The sequence below is a fragment of the Mycoplasma sp. Mirounga ES2805-ORL genome, assembly GCF_017084445.1.
Classification (GTDB): Bacteria; Bacillota_I; Bacilli_A; order Mycoplasmatales; family Metamycoplasmataceae; genus Mycoplasmopsis.
Window position 1 is genome coordinate 687,202 of the sequence record NZ_CP070947.1, and the last position, 18,838, is coordinate 706,039.

Annotated in this window: 15 protein-coding genes; 10 read left to right on the forward strand and 5 right to left on the reverse strand. The window is 28.6% G+C overall.

What is annotated here, in order from left to right; translation table 4 throughout:
• The first annotated feature begins 114 nt into the window (after nucleotides 1-114).
• The gene (locus tag JXZ90_RS02970; protein WP_205848283.1) at nucleotides 115-816 is read left to right on the forward strand and encodes a purine-nucleoside phosphorylase; all 702 of its coding nucleotides are present in this window, start codon (nucleotides 115-117) and stop codon (nucleotides 814-816) included.
• Here JXZ90_RS02970 and JXZ90_RS02975 read toward each other — a convergent pair.
• Nucleotides 813-2,219, reverse strand: a complete 1,407-nt coding sequence (locus tag JXZ90_RS02975; RefSeq protein WP_205848284.1) for a DUF2179 domain-containing protein — start codon at nucleotides 2,217-2,219, stop codon at nucleotides 813-815. The genes JXZ90_RS02970 and JXZ90_RS02975 overlap by 4 nt on opposite strands.
• Nucleotides 2,220-2,452: 233 nt before the next feature.
• Between JXZ90_RS02975 and gyrB the strand changes: the two genes are divergently transcribed.
• Complete coding sequence (gene gyrB, locus JXZ90_RS02980; protein WP_205848285.1) at nucleotides 2,453-4,375, forward strand: DNA topoisomerase (ATP-hydrolyzing) subunit B; 1,923 nt, start codon at nucleotides 2,453-2,455, stop codon at nucleotides 4,373-4,375.
• Nucleotides 4,376-4,475: 100 nt separating this feature from the next.
• Nucleotides 4,476-5,285, forward strand: coding sequence for a hypothetical protein (locus JXZ90_RS02985; protein WP_205848286.1), 810 nt, complete (start codon nucleotides 4,476-4,478; stop codon nucleotides 5,283-5,285).
• Nucleotides 5,286-5,355: 70 nt separating this feature from the next.
• On the opposite strand, the gene JXZ90_RS02990 is transcribed toward JXZ90_RS02985, so the two are convergent.
• On the reverse strand, nucleotides 5,356-6,096 hold the full coding sequence (locus JXZ90_RS02990) for a YebC/PmpR family DNA-binding transcriptional regulator (RefSeq protein WP_205848287.1): 741 nt from the start codon (nucleotides 6,094-6,096) through the stop codon (nucleotides 5,356-5,358).
• 10 nt (nucleotides 6,097-6,106) lie between these two features.
• Nucleotides 6,107-6,907, reverse strand: coding sequence for an NAD(+) synthase (gene nadE / locus JXZ90_RS02995; protein WP_205848288.1), 801 nt, complete (start codon nucleotides 6,905-6,907; stop codon nucleotides 6,107-6,109).
• Nucleotides 6,908-7,025: 118 nt separating this feature from the next.
• On the opposite strand from nadE, the gene JXZ90_RS03000 reads away from it, so the two are divergent.
• Both JXZ90_RS03000 and JXZ90_RS03005 read left to right on the forward strand, forming a co-directional pair.
• On the forward strand, nucleotides 7,026-9,050 hold the full coding sequence (locus JXZ90_RS03000; protein WP_205848289.1) for a hypothetical protein: 2,025 nt from the start codon (nucleotides 7,026-7,028) through the stop codon (nucleotides 9,048-9,050).
• Between the two features lie 8 nt (nucleotides 9,051-9,058).
• The gene (locus JXZ90_RS03005; protein ID WP_205848290.1) at nucleotides 9,059-9,991 is read left to right on the forward strand and encodes an ABC transporter ATP-binding protein; all 933 of its coding nucleotides are present in this window, start codon (nucleotides 9,059-9,061) and stop codon (nucleotides 9,989-9,991) included.
• 14 nt (nucleotides 9,992-10,005) lie between these two features.
• Here JXZ90_RS03005 and JXZ90_RS03010 read toward each other — a convergent pair whose 3' ends face one another.
• Together JXZ90_RS03010 and glpK are read right to left on the reverse strand one after the other, a co-directional pair.
• Nucleotides 10,006-10,929, reverse strand: a complete 924-nt coding sequence (locus JXZ90_RS03010; protein ID WP_205848291.1) for an HpyAIV family type II restriction enzyme — start codon at nucleotides 10,927-10,929, stop codon at nucleotides 10,006-10,008.
• Between the two features lie 13 nt (nucleotides 10,930-10,942).
• Entirely contained in the window at nucleotides 10,943-12,472 is a 1,530-nt protein-coding gene (gene glpK, locus JXZ90_RS03015; RefSeq protein WP_205848292.1) for a glycerol kinase GlpK, read from the reverse strand.
• A gap of 216 nt (nucleotides 12,473-12,688) precedes the next feature.
• Here glpK and JXZ90_RS03020 point away from each other — a divergent pair, with 216 nt between their 5' ends.
• From JXZ90_RS03020 to JXZ90_RS03040, 5 genes are all read left to right on the forward strand, one after another.
• Nucleotides 12,689-13,108, forward strand: a complete 420-nt coding sequence (locus JXZ90_RS03020) for an MscL family protein (RefSeq protein ID WP_205848293.1) — start codon at nucleotides 12,689-12,691, stop codon at nucleotides 13,106-13,108.
• A gap of 280 nt (nucleotides 13,109-13,388) precedes the next feature.
• A complete protein-coding gene (gene rpsL / locus JXZ90_RS03025; RefSeq protein WP_205848294.1) occupies nucleotides 13,389-13,808 on the forward strand; it encodes a 30S ribosomal protein S12 in 420 nt (139 codons plus the stop codon).
• 19 nt (nucleotides 13,809-13,827) lie between these two features.
• Complete coding sequence (rpsG, locus tag JXZ90_RS03030; RefSeq protein ID WP_205848295.1) at nucleotides 13,828-14,298, forward strand: 30S ribosomal protein S7; 471 nt, start codon at nucleotides 13,828-13,830, stop codon at nucleotides 14,296-14,298.
• A gap of 11 nt (nucleotides 14,299-14,309) precedes the next feature.
• Nucleotides 14,310-16,397 carry an elongation factor G gene (gene fusA, locus JXZ90_RS03035; RefSeq protein WP_205848296.1) on the forward strand — a complete coding sequence of 696 codons (2,088 nt, stop codon included), beginning with the start codon at nucleotides 14,310-14,312 and terminating at the stop codon, nucleotides 16,395-16,397.
• Between the two features lie 181 nt (nucleotides 16,398-16,578).
• Complete coding sequence (locus JXZ90_RS03040; protein ID WP_205848297.1) at nucleotides 16,579-18,837, forward strand: putative immunoglobulin-blocking virulence protein; 2,259 nt, start codon at nucleotides 16,579-16,581, stop codon at nucleotides 18,835-18,837.
• Nucleotide 18,838: the final 1 nt, after the last annotated feature.

The following is an 18,838-nucleotide window of genomic DNA, read 5'->3' on the forward strand; positions in this document are numbered from 1 at the left end:
TTATACAGTCTATTTTTAAATTTCTAGAGATATAAAAAATCCTCTTATTTACTTTTTTATATCAATATTTTGTTTATATTAGAAATATAGAATTTAAAAACAAAGGAGTAAATTATGCCAACACCTCATTTAAGTTGTCAAAAAGGAGAAATAGCTAAAGTTGTACTAATGCCCGGAGACCCATTAAGAGCCAAATATATGGCAGAAAAATTTTTAGATAGTCCAAAATTAGTTTCTTCTGTTAGAAATATGCTTTTTTATACAGGCCTATATAAAGGTAAGGAAGTAACGATTGGTGGATCAGGAATGGGCTCTGCATCGATGGGAATTTATGCATACGAATTATTTACAGAATACGATGTTGATACAATTATAAGAGTTGGTTCTACCGGTTCGTACATTAAGGAATTAAAAATAAAACAACCTGTTTTAGTAACAAGAGCTTATGCTGATGGTCTAGGTTTTATTGAACTTATGACAGGAGAAAGAACTAATGAAGTGTTTCCATCTAAATCTGTATTAAATTCATTAAATAGTAGTGCTAATAAATTGAATATTACCATAAAAGAAATTAGCTGTCACTCTACAGATGTTTTTTATAGTTTAAGACCTCTTGAAAAAACAATTAAAAAAACACAATGTCAAACAGTTGATAATGAATGTTTTGCATTATTTGCAACTGCCAAAAGATGTAATAAAAAAGCCGGAGCCCTTTTAAGTGTTTCTGAAAATTTGATAACTCATGAGTCAATGTCTTCTGATGAAAGGTTATTTGAATTTTCGCTAATGTTTGAAATAGCACTAAATAGTATTTAGAATTTGTCTTGTGGCAAGTATAAATTGCCATCAATACTTGAAACATTACTTATAGTGATGAGAGCATTCTCATCAACTTTTCTTATGTTTTTAATTAATCTTGGCACTTGTTTATAAAGAGTTATTGCTGATAAAACCTTAGTTTTATTTCCTGAGTAACCACCTATTCCTTTGGATATAGTGAAACTGTTTATTGTTTTTTTATCGCTGACAATAACTTCTCTTATTTTTGACATGTGTGGTGAATAAACCTTGCATTGAACTATTTTGTATCTTGGAAACAATTTATTCAAGAAAGCAACAAAAACAAAGTTAGAAATAAATGTAGATATAAGGTTTGGAGAGAAATAAAGTGATGTGTGTCATTTTAGTTTTGCTAATTCATTAATTACTTGAATGTCAGATTGAGCTACAATAGCTGAAACCCCACGGGAAGTTAAAAAGTTTTCATCTATTGTAGATAAATCTCCGACTAATAAACTACCGGGCAATCATGTACCCACCATAACTGAAATAACTATAATTATTAAGTTTATATAACCATTTATTGTTCCAAAGTTCTTATGTTTAACAACACTCATGTATTCGCCAATTATTCCAGTTACACCAGCGCTTCCGCCAATTATTGCAATAACTGCAAAAAATACTGCAAGCATAGCTCCATAAGCAAAAGCGTAAATAACTTGGGCTAAGGAGTTTCCACCTTCAGATCATGTTAAAGGAATTAATTGTCAAAGATCGTTTTTTCCTGCTCACAATTCATTTGAAATTACTTGTTTTGACATCTCGCTAATGTTCGAGTGGTTAAAGTTACCGATTATATATATGTCATTTGCTCCAGGTATCTGACCAATTCCAAATGAAACTAAACTACTAATTACAAGGAATTCAATAGTTAAAAGAGTAAAAATCTTTCCAACCTTCTTCCATCCAAATATAAAAATCGGAATACTTAAAACCAAATATAAGATTCAAAATAAAAGGTTATCAATAATATTGTAAGCTCATATTGTTATGTCTGGATTATGTCTTAAATATACATTAGTTAATCTTGAAATAGATTGTCCAAATGCCGCTAAACCAAAATTGTAAATACCAGTATTTTTAACAAAGAAAAAGCTGATCACCCCAAAAAAAACAGCTAAGAGGCTTGTAATTAGAGATATTTTTCAAATAGGCATAGGTGCATATAATCTTGACATTTTTAGCACAAAATTTGATAGTTTTGTGTATTTGTATTTTGTATTTTGTTTTTTGATTACTTTTTTTATTTCGTCTTGATCTTCTTTTGTAAAAATATCAATTTCAGGTTTTAGTTTTAAATCATTTTGTTCAATATTAGAAACTTCAAACGTTTTTTGATTATCAATAATTTCCTTATCTTTTTTATTTTTGTCTTCCATTTATCCTCCCCAAATTATTAATTATTATTTCAATGAAAAAATATTATTTTTTTAGTTTATTAATTATATTACAACATAGCAAAAATTGAAACTTTATTGATAAATATTCACTATTTTTATAGGCAAATTAGTAAAAATATAGTTATTTTTATTATCAAATAAATGCTATTAAAATTCTTCTTTTAATTTATAATTTAAATATTAAATATTATTTTAGAAAATGAGAGGTTTTTATGAGTAAACAAAATGATTACGATGCTTCAAATATTAAGGTCCTAGAAGGACTTGAAGCTGTTAGAGTTCGTCCTGGTATGTATATTGGTACAACAGGCATTAGAGGGCTTCACCATTTAATTTGAGAAATTGTAGATAATTCAGTTGATGAGTGTATGGCCGGTTTCGCTAATAGAGTCAATATTACAATTACAAAAGATGAATATGTTATTGTTGAAGATAATGGTAGAGGTATCCCGGTTGCAATTCACCCTAAGACTGGTCTATCAACAGTTGAAACTGTTCTAACTGTTCTACATGCTGGCGGTAAATTTGATTCTGATTCATATAAAGTATCAGGTGGACTACATGGTGTTGGTGCATCTGTTGTAAATGGTTTAAGTGATGATTTTGAGGTATGAGTTAAACGTGATGGAAAAGTGCATTATGCTCATTTCCAAAACGGTGGGAAAACTGTCCAAAGTTTAAAAGTTATTGGAACCGTTGATGAAGAGGATACCGGTACTAAAGTTAAATTCCATCCAGACTTCAAAATTATGGATAAAAACAAATTTGATAAAAATGCAATTTTAGACCATGCAAAACAAATTGCATATTTAAATCGTTCTCTTAAGATAAGAGTTGTTGATGAAAGAGATAACACGGATCAAGAATACTTTTTTGAAGGTGGAATTATTGACTATGTTAAAGAACTTAACAAAGGTCAAAAAGTTATTCATGAAGATGTTATTTATTCAGAAGGTGAATATTCATATCAAGATAACCCTCCAGTTCAAGTTGAAGTAGCTATTCAATACAATGAAAGAATTAGTGGAAACATAGTCTCTTATGCAAATAATATTATTACTGTTGAGGGTGGAACCCATGAAAGTGGTTTTTACGATGGTTTAGTTCGTTTAATTAATAATTTTGGTTCAAGCGTAGGTTTTATTAAAAATGAAGATGATAAAGTAAATAGAGACGACGTAAAAGAGGGAATCGTTGCTATTATATCCATAAAGCACACAAATCCAATTTTTGAAGGTCAAACTAAAGGAAAATTAGGCAATAAAGATGCCAGAATGGCAGTTAATAAAGTTTTCTCAGAATCATTCGAAAGATTTTTAAACGAAAACCCTAATGAAGCTAAAGTTATTATTCAAAAATGTTTAGCCGCAAAAAGATCACGTTTAGCAGGTCAAGCGGCGAGAGATGCTGCTCGTAGAAAAACTGTTTTTGATTCAGGTAGTTTGCCTGGTAAATTAGCTGATTGTTCATCTAAAAATGCTGAAATTAGTGAATTATATATTGTCGAAGGTAATTCAGCTGGTGGTTCAGCAAAAATGGGTCGTGATAGAATTACCCAAGCAGTCTTACCTTTAAGAGGTAAAGTAATTAACGTTGAAAAAAACCAACCTAAAAAAGTTTTTGCTAATGCTGAAATTTTATCAATGATTACTGCTTTAGGAACAGGTGTTGGTGAAGAATTTAATATAAATAAATTAAGATATCACAAGATAATTATTATGACTGATGCCGATGTTGATGGTGCACACATTAGAACATTATTATTAACATTCTTCTATAGATATTTTAGACCTCTTATTGAGTATGGTTTTATTTATATTGCACAGCCACCACTTTATAAGATTCAACAAAATAGAAGTGTAAAATATGCATATAATGATGAGGAAAAAGAAGCTATTCTTAGTGAATCTGACACCAAAGCAACAATTCAACGTTACAAAGGTCTTGGAGAAATGGATCCAGAACAACTTTGAGAAACAACAATGAATCCTGAATCTAGATTAATGCTTCAAGTTCAAATTGAAGACGCTGCACGTGCTGATTGAGCATTCACAACATTAATGGGCGATGAGGTATTACCTCGTAGAGAATTTATTGAAGCAAACGCAAAATATGTTAAAAATATTGATATTTAATAATTAAATTTGAGTTAAAAATATTAATTTTATTGCTAGCAATTTTATTACATGAATATTTTTGGTAATATATAACCATAATAAATATAACGGAGTTAAAATGGTAACAATTAAATCACAGATACTAAAAAGAGATAACACATATGATCCACAATCATGAAGATTGTTGATTCAACAAATAAATGACGAATTACACACAGACAATATTAATGAAGTTTTATTAGAAGCTAAAAAATATGTTCTTAATCAGGTTTTTGAAGATTTTGCAGCTAATAAAATGGATCTAGAAATGCAATATGGTCCAATTATATTTTTTGATGTAATAATTAATGAACATTTAACAAATTTCGACAATTGTTCATATAGTGTGATTTATGAGATTCTTTCTAATAAGGATATTCAATTTTTAAAATTATTTGAAGACAATTTTGCTTCAAATGTTGTACCTTTTAACGAAAAAATACAAACAAAAATTTTAAAAAATATTGGTTATAAAAGTCCGGAAATTTCAAGAGAAGAATTATTATCTCTAAAAAAATGATACAAACAAGAATCTTATAAAGATTTCTTTAATGAACTAAACAACGATTTTAATAAAAAAATAGAACTTGTAATTAGTGATAAGTCTATTGAAAGAAACTTCATTGATTCAAAGGAAAATACAATTAATGAAATAAAAAACCTAGCTTTTATGGGACTAGTTAAGTTAAACTATGGATTGTTAACCAAAAGAGAAGCTGAATCAATGTTTATTTATATAGCTTCTAAGATTAAATATTCTAATTTAGCTTTTGAAACTAAAGAAGAAAAAGAAGATTATATTAGAGATTGAATCAATAAAGTTATTTATGGCAAAAAGATGATGGCTAAAGAAGATTCATCTTTATTTAGAAAAATATTATTATCATAATTCAAACGCAAAAGCGTTTGTTTTTAATTTAAAAAAAGCGGTTATCGCTTTTTAATATTTTAAGATGATATTATTCTTCTTCAAAATCGATATTATGGAATACTTCTTGAACATCATCATCATCTTCAAGTTTTTCAATAAATTCTTCTAATTTTTCAAGTTTGTCTTTTTCATAATTAATAAATGAATTTGGAATATATGTAACTTCACATTGAACAAATTCTTGAATATTAAATTTCTCTTCTATTGCTGATTTCACATCTGAAAAATTTTCGGGTGTTGTTGTAATTAAATAAGTATCATCTTCTGTTTCAATATTTTCAATATCTAAAGTAAATGCAAATTCTAGTAATAAATCCTCACTAGGTATAAGTGATTTATTAATTTCTAAAACACCTTTATAATCAAATTGAAAAGGTACTTGTCCTGTTTTTCCCAGTGTTGCGTTTTGTCTATTGAATAGTGCTGCGATTGATGATTTAGTTCTATTAACATTATCTGTCAAAGTTTTAATTAAAAATGTTGCACCTCCAGAAATTGTTGCATTGAATAATAATTCAGTAAATGATGAGGAATCTTTTTCACCTTTTGCTTTTGCTAAGGCTCTATCAATATTAGCCTTTGGCATATTTTTACTTTTCGCTTTAGAAATAGCTAATTTTAATGTTGAGTTTGTTTCTGGATCTGGTCCTCCAGAAGTTGTAGCTGCTACATAAATCTCTTTAAATAGTTTTTGAAATACTTTTCCTCTAGCGGCATCATTAGCACCCTTTTTGTGCTTAATTCCTGCTCAATGTGAATGTCCTGACATATCTTCTCCTTTATTTAGATGTAAATTCTTTAATACTTAACGGTCTTGGAATTGAATTCCGTTTATGTTCTGTATTTTTATTTAGTTGTTTTATTTTATTAGAAATTTCGATATTTACATCATTAAAATTTCCAAGTAGGTAATTATCTAGGTCATTGTAACTAAAACCTAGTTCTTTTTCATCGCTTTGATTTTCTCAAAGTCCAGCTGATGGTTTTTTAGTAATTATTGATTGAGGTATTTTTAAATATTCAGCCACAATACGAACGTCATCCTTTGTTAAATATGAAATAGGTAATAAATCAACCCCACCATCACCATATTTTGTAAAGTATCCTATTGTGTATTCGTCAAAATTATCTGTGCCTAGCACTAAATAGTTTTTGTTTTGCGCTTGCGCATATAAAGTTGTCATTCTTAATCTTGGTTTTATATTGCCTAAAACTTGTGTATTAACAACATTTTTATTTGCTTCAATAATTGCTTGATAGCTTTTTTCTAAATTAATTGTCTTTACTTTTAAGTTATGTTCTTCAATCAAACTATTTAAATCATTTAAATCATTTTGCATAGAATCAATCGGCATAACAAAGCATTCATAATTATCCGGAAATGCTTGTTTAGCTAAGACTGCAACAACAGCGCTATCTATTCCTCCTGATAAACCTAAAACCACTCCGTTTGCATTAGCGTTTTTAACTGATTTTCTTAATCATTTAATTAAATAATTAACATATTTTTTAACTAATGTTTTATCAACATCTGAAGTTAATTTTTTTGAAAATCTTAAGTTTTTAATTTTCTGAATCATAATATTCCTCTCAACAATTGTTTAATTATATATTATATTTTTAATAGAATAAATTACATATTTTCTGTTATTTTTATATTTATATAAACGTTTACTTTAATAATGATAATATTAAACTATGAAAACACTATTTAAAATGAAATTAAAACACGTTTCAAAATCTAAAGCAATATGAATAACTTCATCTATTTTGTTCTTGATTCATTTATTTATATTATCTTTAACTTTTTTTCTAAGTAGTAAACTTACACCCAATTCTGAAGAACAAAATGAAATTAAAAAAATAGCAGCTTCTCAAACATTAATAACTTTTAATATGATTTTCAACTCTGTTATTGGATTAATGGTAATTTCTGATGTTTTTTATCATATTAAAAAAGAACATCTAGAGTATGTTGTCTATTCTAAACCAGTTAGTAGGAAGGATATATTTTGATCTAATATTCTTTCGTCATTGTTATTAGCATCACTAACATCATTTATAATATCATTTTTTATGGCGGTAACCGCTAATTTGCTTGCTAAATATACATTTGTAGAAGTGCTTAAAAATTTTGGTATCTTACTAGTTAGTGGTTTAATCTTGGAATTATTTTTTATTGGATTATGTGCACTACTTTCCAATTACATGTCTAGTGGTGGATTTTTAGGAACATTTATTTCAATAATGATTGTGTTGCAAACAATCTTTCAAATTTTTAAAAGCCTCTTATCTTTTGCATTAGGCACACAAGGCCAAATCAATCATGACTTTGATATTACACATAATATTCAAAACACAAATAATGGAAAAATATTTAACGATAGTGATACAAATAGAGGACTTTCATCATTCGATAAAAACAAAGGATATGAGAATTCATATTTATTGTTTGCAAATATCAAGAACAAAAATGATGTTAATCTTTTTACTAGAAACATTACTGGATTTTCTGACTTTATTAACCTATCAGTTTGAAATAAAACATTTTCAAACCATATGCTAAATTTACCTGAGTTAGGTTCTGAGGAAATAATTAATGAAAAGAAAAATATGTATTCTAAAAAGATAATATCATTAGCTGATGCAAATATTTTAAAAACTCAATTTAAAACTAACGACAAAGATAATTTAGGAATATATGTAATTTTAGATGGGAATAGTAGAGAGTGATTCAATGAGTCAATATATGCTTTAATAAATGGAATATCAATTAGTGATATTAAGGTAAAAAGAATTAGATTTGATGGACAACCTAATAATTCATTTATATTTAATTTTTCATTTGATAAAGTAAATTTTGAAAATATCAAACAAGATAAAAAAGATATTTATATCTTGTTTAAACAAAAATATGAAGAATTAAAACATTTGATTACTCAAGATTTAATCAATCAGTCTTCAGTAGCTGATTCACCATTATCAAGTTTTCAAAGTAAAATCGCAACTCTTGATTATAAAAAAGATAGCTCATTTTTTGAGACAAATAATTCTTGAAATAATTTTGTAAGTTCTTTTGTTGATTATGATAATGCATCCCCAATTCTTTTAAAATTCTTTGAAATCGCAAAATTACTTTTTGATGCAGGATATCAAGAAACTATAAATAACAATAAAGAAAAAATAGATAAATTGATTACCGTTTTAAATGAAAATAAAGATGCAACTAATGCAAAATTATTAGAAGACTTAAAAACACTAAATATTGCAAATATTTTAATGAATAATAATGTTGAAAACATTTGAAAATTAATGTATCCTATAAAACCAACATTGGATATAAACAAAAATAATTTAAATATCTTAACTTATATACTTCAAATGGCTTTATTTGAAACAATTAACACAAAAGATGTACCAGTTATTGATTCATTGCAAAAATCAATTTCTCAATATACTAGTAATGTAGATTCACTTATTAATTCAGAAAATTATTACAAGCGTTTATCTTTAAATTATCTGTCTCTTGGAACTTACAAAATAGTATCTAATAAGAGTTTAGATCCCAAATCTAATGCAAATATGTCTTCAATAGAAGTTATTTCAAAAACTACTCTTGATGTATATCCTTGATATATTTATATATTAATAATGACATTATTAACATCAACGCTAATGACCGCTGGGTATTTCAAATATAGAAAAGCGCCATTTAATAAATAGGAGATTATATGAGTAATGATAATATAGCAATTGAATTTAAAAATGTTGTTAAGGAATTTAAAAATCAAAAAATATTAGATAATTTGTCATTTAAAGTTAATAAAGGTGAATTTCATGGATTTATTGGCGCTAATGGGGCGGGAAAAACAACTTCTTTTCGTTCTTTGTTAAATTTCTATCCAGATGTAAAAGGTGAAATATTAATTAATGGTAAATCTTTTAGAGATGCTAAAGCGCGCGATGTACTAGGTTATGTACCTGAAGTAGCCACATTTCCTAAAAGATTAACTGTGCATAACTATTTGTGTTCACTTGCTGAATTGTCAGGCTTTAGCCATGCTGAGTCAGTTAAAAAAGTGGATAAGTGATTAGATTACTTTAACATTCCGAGTGAAATACGCAAAAAAAATGGTAATTCATTGTCGTCAGGACAAAAGAAAAAAATACTTCTAATTCAAGCTTTAATACATGATCCAAGTATTTTAATTTTAGATGAACCTGCGGCTAATTTGGATCCAAAAGTTAGAATTGAAATTTTTGAGCACCTAAAAAAACTGAATGAAAGCGGTAAAACTATTTTTATCTCTAGTCATATACTTTTAGAACTGGAACAATATATTGATTCTATTACCGTTTTAGACAAAGGTAGATTAATAGACACTGGTCTAATAAAAGATAAAATTAATAATGATTCTTACCCTTTTATAATTAAAACTATTGAACCAGAAAGAGTTATTGAAGTTTTGAAAGAAACGACTAAAAATAATAATAATGACTGATTCAAAAAAGCCAAAAAAGGTGTAATTTTTAGTGGAGAAGAAAAAATCTTACCTTTGGTAATGAAAGAACTTGTTACAAAAAAAATACAGTTTACATTAGTTGGATACAATAAAAAAACACTAAATGAATTGTATTTTAATGAACTTAATTCACAATCATAATTAGTTAATTAAAACTAATTGAGACCTGCTTTTATGGTCTCATTTTTTAATTCATCTTCATCAACTGTTTTTTGTTTTATGCTTCTCATTTGATAAGCTTTTAATAAATTAGAATTTGGGTTTTTATCATTAAAAATAGCTAATCTAATTTCTTTATATATCGGCTCATCTGAGTTAAGTTTTTCTCAAGCTGAATTACTTAAATTTACAAGTGCTTCATATGTTTCTTTATCGCTATCTAAATCAGGCATATTTAGAAAGAAATCATAGTTTTTAAATTTAAATTGCATTAAATATTGATTAATATTTTCTCATTCTTCCTTAGCGTTAAAATAAGCAAATATTTCTGAAGAATAAACAACATTAAGTACTGAAGAGTTAATATTCAAAATTCTTGTTTGTTCATGAAGAAGCTCTTCATTTTTCCTATTTTCTTCATCAACAAATCAAAGAAACGAAACAACTTCACTTTCTTTGAAATAGTTAGTTAAGAGTTCACTGTTTTCTTTAAATTTATTAAAAATTTTGTTTATTTCATTGGCTCCATAAACATCTCTTTTTCTTAAAAAAATTGAATATACTTTAGTTTTTTCCTCATTAGTGAATAAAAATGTTGGAACAACTCTTTTCGCGCTTAAACTTCCATTAAGTTCTTCATTATTTTCATCGTTTATTTGAAATGGAACGTCAATTTTATTATCCATTGGAATTAATTTTAAGTTGTTAATAAATATTTCTTCGGCACAAGTTTTAATAAATTTAAAATATATATTTTCTTGAGTTCTTAAAAATGTTTGTTTTAACTTAGTTTGAAAACTGAAAGGATTTAAAACTGAGTAAAAACGGTATGGAGCATCTATAAGTTTAAGTAATAAGTTTGGTCCCTTACTCCTTGAAAGTAGTGATTTTAAGTTTGTTTCAAATTCGATATAGTTCATATTTTCTCCTAATTTAATTGTCTATCTCTGTATCTTTAATTCAGTTAAAAGTTCTTTTAACAGCTTGGTTTCAACCTTTTAATAATTTATCAACTTCCTTGGTTTCAAGCATTGGCGCAAATACCTTATCAATCTTTGATATTTTTTTAATTTCCTCAAAACTATTTCAAAATTTTGTTGCTAGACCAGCGAAAAATGCTGCTCCTAATGCTGTAGTTTCCGAACATTGAGATCTTATAACGTTAACATTTGATAATGATGATTGAAATTGCATTAAGTAATTAGATTGACTTGCCCCTCCATCAACCTTAAGAACTTTAATTTTTTTATTAGTATCATTAGACATAGCCATTAATAAATCATTTGATTGAAAAGCAATTGATTCAAGTGCTGCGCGGACTATATGTTCTCTTTTAGTTCCTCTTTCGAGCCCGAATATAGCCCCTCTTGAGTATGAATCTCAATAAGGTGCACCTAGTCCAGTAAACGATGGTACTAAATAGACTCTATGTGTATCATCGTTTATTAAATTTACATAGAAATCAGATTCTGAAGAATCATAAATTAGTTTAAGACCGTCTCTAATTCATTGTATTGCTGCACCAGCTATAAAAACTGATCCTTCAAGCGCATAAATAGGTTTTTCATCACCTATTTTTCAAGCGATAGTTGTTAATAATTTGTTCTTGGAAATTATCGGTTTATTTCCAATGTTCATTAATGTAAAGCAACCAGTTCCATATGTATTTTTAACCATTCCTGTTTGGTCACATAATTGTCCAAATAGAGACGCTTGTTGGTCCCCAGCAACTCCAGAAATAGGAACTTTGCTAAATGAATTAGATGATCAATAAGATGGTTCAATTGTTCCGTATATCTCTGAAGAAGATTTCACTTCAGGTAGAATTTCGATTGGTATTTCAAACAATTTTAAAAGTTCTTTGTCTCATTCAAGGGTATTTATATTAAATAGCATAGTTCTTGATGCATTAGAAACATCTGTTGCATGCACTTTGCCTTTAGTAAGTTTTCAAATCAATCATGTATCAATAGTTCCAGCTAATAGTTTTTTATTTTCTAATAGGTCCTGAGCTTCTTTAACATTTTTGAGAATTCATCTAATTTTAGTTCCAGAAAAATAAGGATTAATTATTAAACCGGTTTTGCTTCTCACAAGATCTATGTGTCTACTCATGGATTCACAATATTCACTTGTCCTTCTATCTTGTCATACAATTGCATTGTAAACAGGAAGACCGGTTTCTTTATTTCATAAAACAATTGTTTCACGTTGATTAGCTATTCCGACAGCTTGAATTGAAGATGATTTTATTCCTAATTTATTTTTAGCGCTTTGCATTGTGGATAATTGAGTATTTCAAATTTCTAGAGCATCTTGTTCAACTCATCCGCTTTTTGGATAGTATTGAGTTAGTTGAGTTTGACTTTGTGAAACTACTTCTCCATTTTTATTAAAAATAATTGATCTACAAGATGTTGTCCCTTCATCAAGAGTCATAATATATTTTTCATTCGGTTTCATCACGTCTCCTTATTTTTATCATTTAGAAATTTATATTCATAATTCTAACAATTTAAACTTTTTGTTATTAAAAATAATAAAAAAATCGCCTTTGTAGGCGGTATTAATAAAGTTTTGCACTTTAATGCGGCTCATCGCTAAATAATTATAAGTTTTTTATTTAAATTGTTAAGAAAATATATTATATTAAATATGAAATTTTGTAGGAGGTTTCGTATGTTTAAAAAGTCAATGTCAAGTGCTTGAGGTGTCGTTAAACGTGGAAATATGTTCATGTTAGCAATAGGTCTTTTATTAGGTGCTGCATTTAATGAATTAGTAAAGTCTTTATCAAATGATGTAATTATGGCAAGTATTGCTAATTCTTTAAATGTTGCAGAAGTAAAAGATTTAAAATGAGGACCTGTTTTAATTGGAAAATTCCTAGCCGCTTTACTTTCGTTCATAATTATTTCTTTAATTATTTTTATTATGTTAACTACAGTTTTCTTTATTAGAGAAATAATAATTTCTAGAAAAGCCAAGAAAAATCCAGTTGAAGAACATGAACCTGAACCATCAATAGATGAAAAAATATTAGTTGAGTTAAAATTATTAAATAAACATTTTAATGACAAAAATAATAAATTTAAGTAAATTTAGAAAAACCATCAAGCTAGATTTCTTTGGTGGTTTTTTATTTTTTTTGTTTATAAAAACCTATTTTTTTATTTTTTAAATTAAGTAACGTTAATAAATTTTCCTAATTTATAGTGAGTTGCATTGGTTAGCAAATCGCATTTTATCTAAAACATTTTTTTATTTTTTTTATTGAGACACACGGCATAGTTGTTATATAATTCTAAAACTGTATTTCTATACAGTGATATTTATTGGACATTTAAAACAAATATTATATTTATGAAAGGAAGGTTAAATGCCAACAACTAATCAATTAGTTACAAGTGGTAGAGTAAACAAAATTAGAAAGCAAAAATCACCTGCTTTAATTTTTTCATTCAACACTTTACAAAAGAGATCATATAAAACTCCATCTCCATTTAAACGTGGTGTATGTACAAAAGTTGCAACTATGACTCCTAAAAAACCTAACTCAGCATTACGTAAATTTGCTCGTGTTAAGTTATCAAACGGTATGGAAGTTACCGCTTATATTGGTGGCGAAGGTCACAATTTACAAGAACACTCAGTAGTTCTTATCCGTGGTGGAAGAGTTAAGGATTTACCTGGTGTTAGATATCACATAGTACGTGGTACACAAGATTTAGCTGGTGTTAATAATAGAAAACAAGGACGTAGTTTATACGGAACCAAAAAAGAAAAGGCAGCTAAATAAGCTAATTTAAGGAGAAAATATGTCAAGAAAACATCAAGCACCTATTAGAGAAGTATTAGCAGACCCTATTTTTAATTCTGTATTAATTACTAAATTAATTAACAACATCATGCTAGATGGTAAAAAATCAGTAGCACAAGATATTCTTTATTCAGCATTTGAAATCGTTAAAGAAAAAACCGGAAAAGATCCAATGGAAGTTTTCAAAATTGCTATTGAAAATATCACACCACAACTTGAAATTAGAACAAGAAGAATTGGTGGTACAAACTACCAAGTTCCTTGTGAAGTTTCTGAACGTCGTAAACAAACATTATCACTAAGATGACTTGTACAATTTGCTCGTTTAAGAAACGAAAAAACAATGGATATTCGTTTAGCTAACGAAATCATTGATGCTTCAAACAAAACAGGAAGTTCAATTAAAAAACGTGAGGATACACATAAAATGGCTGAAGCCAACCGTGCATTTGCTCACTTTAGATGATAATGAAAGGAATTATGGCGAGAGAATATAAATTAGAGGATTACCGTAACATCGGTATTATGGCCCACATTGATGCGGGTAAAACAACAACAACAGAACGTGTTCTATATCACACAGGTAAAATTCATAAAATTGGTGAAACACATGACGGTGCTTCACAAATGGACTGAATGGCCCAAGAACAAGAACGTGGTATAACAATTACTTCAGCTGCTACAACAGCATATTGAAAAGGAAAAAGAATTAACATTATCGATACTCCAGGACACGTGGACTTCACAGTTGAAGTTGAACGTTCATTACGTGTTTTAGATGGTGCTGTTACAGTTCTTGATGCTCAATCAGGTGTTGAACCTCAAACAGAAACTGTTTGAAGACAAGCAACAAACTATAGAGTACCTAGAATTGTGTATGTTAATAAAATGGATAAAGCTGGCGCAGATTTCTTCATGTCTGTAAAATCAGTTAAGGAAAGATTAAATGGTAATGCCGTTGCTTTACAAGTACCTATTGGTTCAGAAAGCAATTTCAAAGGAATTATTGATTTAGTTGAAATGAAGGCTTATATTTATGATGGTCAACCAGAAGAAAAAGCAGAACCTCAAGAAATTCCAGCTGATCTTAAAGATTTAGCCGAAAAGAAACGTCACGAATTGATTGATGCAGTTTCAACCTTTGATGATGAATTTATGATGAAAATTATCAATGGTGAAGAACCTACTCAAGAAGAATTAAAGACCGTAATTCGTAAAGCAACTTTAACATCAGAATTATTCCCTGTTATTTGTGGAACAAGTTTTAAAAACAAAGGTGTTAAGAAAATGATTGACGCTGTTGTTGATTACTTACCTTCACCAGTAGATGTTCCTGCTATTAAGGCGCACTATGGTGATGAAATTGTTGAAGTAAAAGCAACAGATGATGCAGAATTTTCTGCGTTAGCATTTAAAGTCATGACTGACCCATTTGTTGGATCGTTGACATTCTTTAGAGTTTATTCAGGTGTGCTTAAAAAAGGTTCATATGTGTACAATTCGACTAAAGATGCTAAAGAAAGAATTGGACGTATTATTCAAATGCACGCAAACAGCCGTCAAGAAATTGATGAATGTTATGCGGGTGATATTAACGCAGCCGTTGGTCTTAAAGTAACAACAACTGGTGATACTTTAATTTCTGAAAAAGGGAAAAGAATTATTTTAGAAAAAATGGTGTTTCCTGAACCTGTTATTTCTCAAGCTCTTGAACCTGAAACTAAAGATGCTATGGAAAAACTAGCACTAGGTTTACAAAAATTAGCTGCAGAGGACCCTACATTTAGAACATACACAGATGAAGAAACTGGACAAACAATTATAGCTGGTATGGGTGAATTACACCTAGACATTATTGTGGATCGTCTAAAAAGAGAACATGGTGTTAAAGCCAAAGTTGGTGCGCCTCAAGTTTCATATCGTGAAACTATTACAAAAGAAGCCGAAGTTGAAGGTAAACACGTTAAACAATCTGGTGGTAAAGGTCAATATGGTCACGTTTGAATTAAATTTGAACCTAACCATGAAAAAGGTTTTGAATTTGTGGATAAAATTGTCGGTGGTAAAATTCCTAAAGAATATATTAAGTCAATTCAAAAAGGACTTGAAGAAAAAATGGCAGTTGGTATATTAGCTGGTTATCCTATGATTGATATTAAAGCTACATTATTTGATGGTTCATACCATGATGTCGATTCATCTGAAATGGCATATAAAATTGCAGCTTCTAAAGCTTTAACAAAAGCTAAAGACCAATTAGGAACAGTTCTATTAGAACCTATTATGGACGTCGCATGTGTTATTCCTGAAGATTACTTCGGTGATGTTATGGGTGACTTAACTCGTCGTCGTGGCCAATTACAAGAAAACGAAACACGTAGTGACGGAGCAAGTATTATTCGTGCTTTAGTACCTCTTAAAGAAATGTTTGGTTATGCAACAGATTTACGTAGTATGACTGCAGGTCGTGGAACATACCAAATGCAATTCCATCACTATGATAAATGTCCAAAAAATATTGCGGATGAAATTATTAAACGTCGTAATATTCAAGATAAGGATGAATAATTATCTAAATAAAAAAGATAGTTGAAGAAACTATCTTTTTTATTGTTTTTTTAGTTATAGTATAGATACTTTAATGAATAAAAATCTATTTAAAATAATACAAACGAAAAAATATTTTTAATATACAATTAATTATTAATATTTGATAACTAATATAATAGGAGAGTAAAATAATATTAATATGAGGTTTAACAAAAAAAGAAAAATATCAATTATTTCAACATGTGTATTTAGTTCAATACTTGCTCCAACAGTTGTTGCAAGTGTTATTTATTTGGCTAATTCTGATACAAATAATGGGCTAAAAATTGATTCATCGATAATAAATAAACCCTTTGTAGCTGAGGGCGAAAATCACGATACTACTAATGCAATTCCCTCTATTTCTGATAATGAAAATTTAAAGCCAACTCCAACCCCGAAACCAGCTCCTGCTCCAACACCAATTCCTAAGCCAAAACCTCCTGCTATTATTAAGCCACCTAAACCTATTCCCCAACCAGATCCGAAACCGGTTCCTAAGCCCAAACCCAAGCCTAGTGAAAATCCAACAACTCCTTTAAAACCTTCCGCTCCAAATGAAGTAATTGCAATTATTAATATTGCAGGTGTTGAAACTAGAGCAGTAGTTGAACCTGTTAAAGATAGAAATTTAGATAAAGAAGACATCGAAAATGGTATAACTAATCTTGAGCCATACAAAAATGAAATTGTTGGTACAGTTAAGTCAATAATAGTTACTGAAGAACTTAAGAAAAAAGCTGTTGAAAATATTCTACATGATAAGAATGGCTATGGAATTAATAGCAATTGATCTAAGAGAATGGTCAATGATATTTTAAGTGTCCCTAATTTAACAGAAAAAGATTTTAATTCATACATTCGTCAAAATAAGGATTGATGAGAAAACGTTATTGATAAATATAGAAGATTATTAGATTCTAAAAACGTCATAAACTTTTTAACCCCCGAAACAGCAAAAGAATATCTTCGTAAACTTAAAGATAAAGAATTTCTAAATGATTATCATAGATATCTTTGACTAATTGGCAATCTTGATTACACTAAATTTACAAAACTTGGTGGTTCAGCAGAAAAAATGTTAAAAAAAGGATTTTTACCAGACCCCACAAATAGTTATGTTGATGAAAATGGGGAATTAAATTCTTATAGTTTTGATCCACCAAATGGATTTAATAAAGTTACTTCAAGATTAAAACGTGATAATAGTGAAAAAAGAGTATTTAGTTATGATTCACATTGGTCTAGAAGTGGTGATGATATTAAAGATGGAATTTATCCTGGATGGACAAAATCTGAATTGCCATACGATCATCCTTATTTAAGAGAAAACGGAATTAATAGTTCTGATGGTATTAAGTTGTCTGAAATGAAAAGAAAAAATCCTGAAAAAGGAAAGATTAATGAAGGCTTTGTTTTAGAAATAGATGCCGCAAATTGAGAAGGATATAATAAAACAAGAGACCTTATTCTCGCGTTAAAAAATAAAGGAATAAAAATAGTTTCATACCGTATTAAAAATATGGGTAAAAATTCAGCAAACCAAGATTTTAAAGAAATTTTAAAAGCTCTTCCTGATGAGATAGATCAACTCGAACTATTTTTTGATGCTAATGCAACCAACACTTCTTCATTAATTGAATTAGAAAAGAAATCTAAAATAAAAGAATTATCACTATACACATCAGGTAATTCATTATTAGATTCATGGTCAATAAATCCTTGAGCTCTTCAAAAAGTTGTTTGGGTAAATACTATTGATTACAATGTGGGATTTGACTACAATAAATATGCAGAGATATTTACAAGAATAACTTTCAATACATTAGCTTTTGATAGAGATGATTATTTAGAGGGTGAACCAGATCCTCTTAAAAAAATTAATTTAGGATTAAAAATGGCCTACTATACAAGAAATAATGAGCCAATTTTCCAAGGTGCTATGGGTGGTGGAAATTCTCCTGATACAAATGAAGGCGGAAATAGTTATGCAACTAATCTTGATTTTTCAAGAGTTCCACAAATAAAATCACTAAAAGGATTAATCTTTAGAAATACTTTACATCCTGAAAAAGGATCAAGAAAAATAAAATCTTTAACCTTACATAATAGTTCAAATACTTTTATTATTTCAAGTAGTGAGTTAGATCAAGCTGGTTTTTCTGCAAACATAGCCCACAATGAACCAGGCCCACCAAGAGCAGAAATTAAATTTAGTAACGGCAGTTTAACAAATAAAATTAAAGTTACAGGTAATTCTATTTCCTATTCAGGAATTAATGAATTAAGGCTACTTGTGAACCTTTCAGAAATTAATACGATTGTTGTTGATTCTAACAATCAACAATTAAAAATGCAATTAAGTAATGCAGGATTTAATGTTCATGATGCTGAAGATGAAGAATTAGACTTTACTTAAA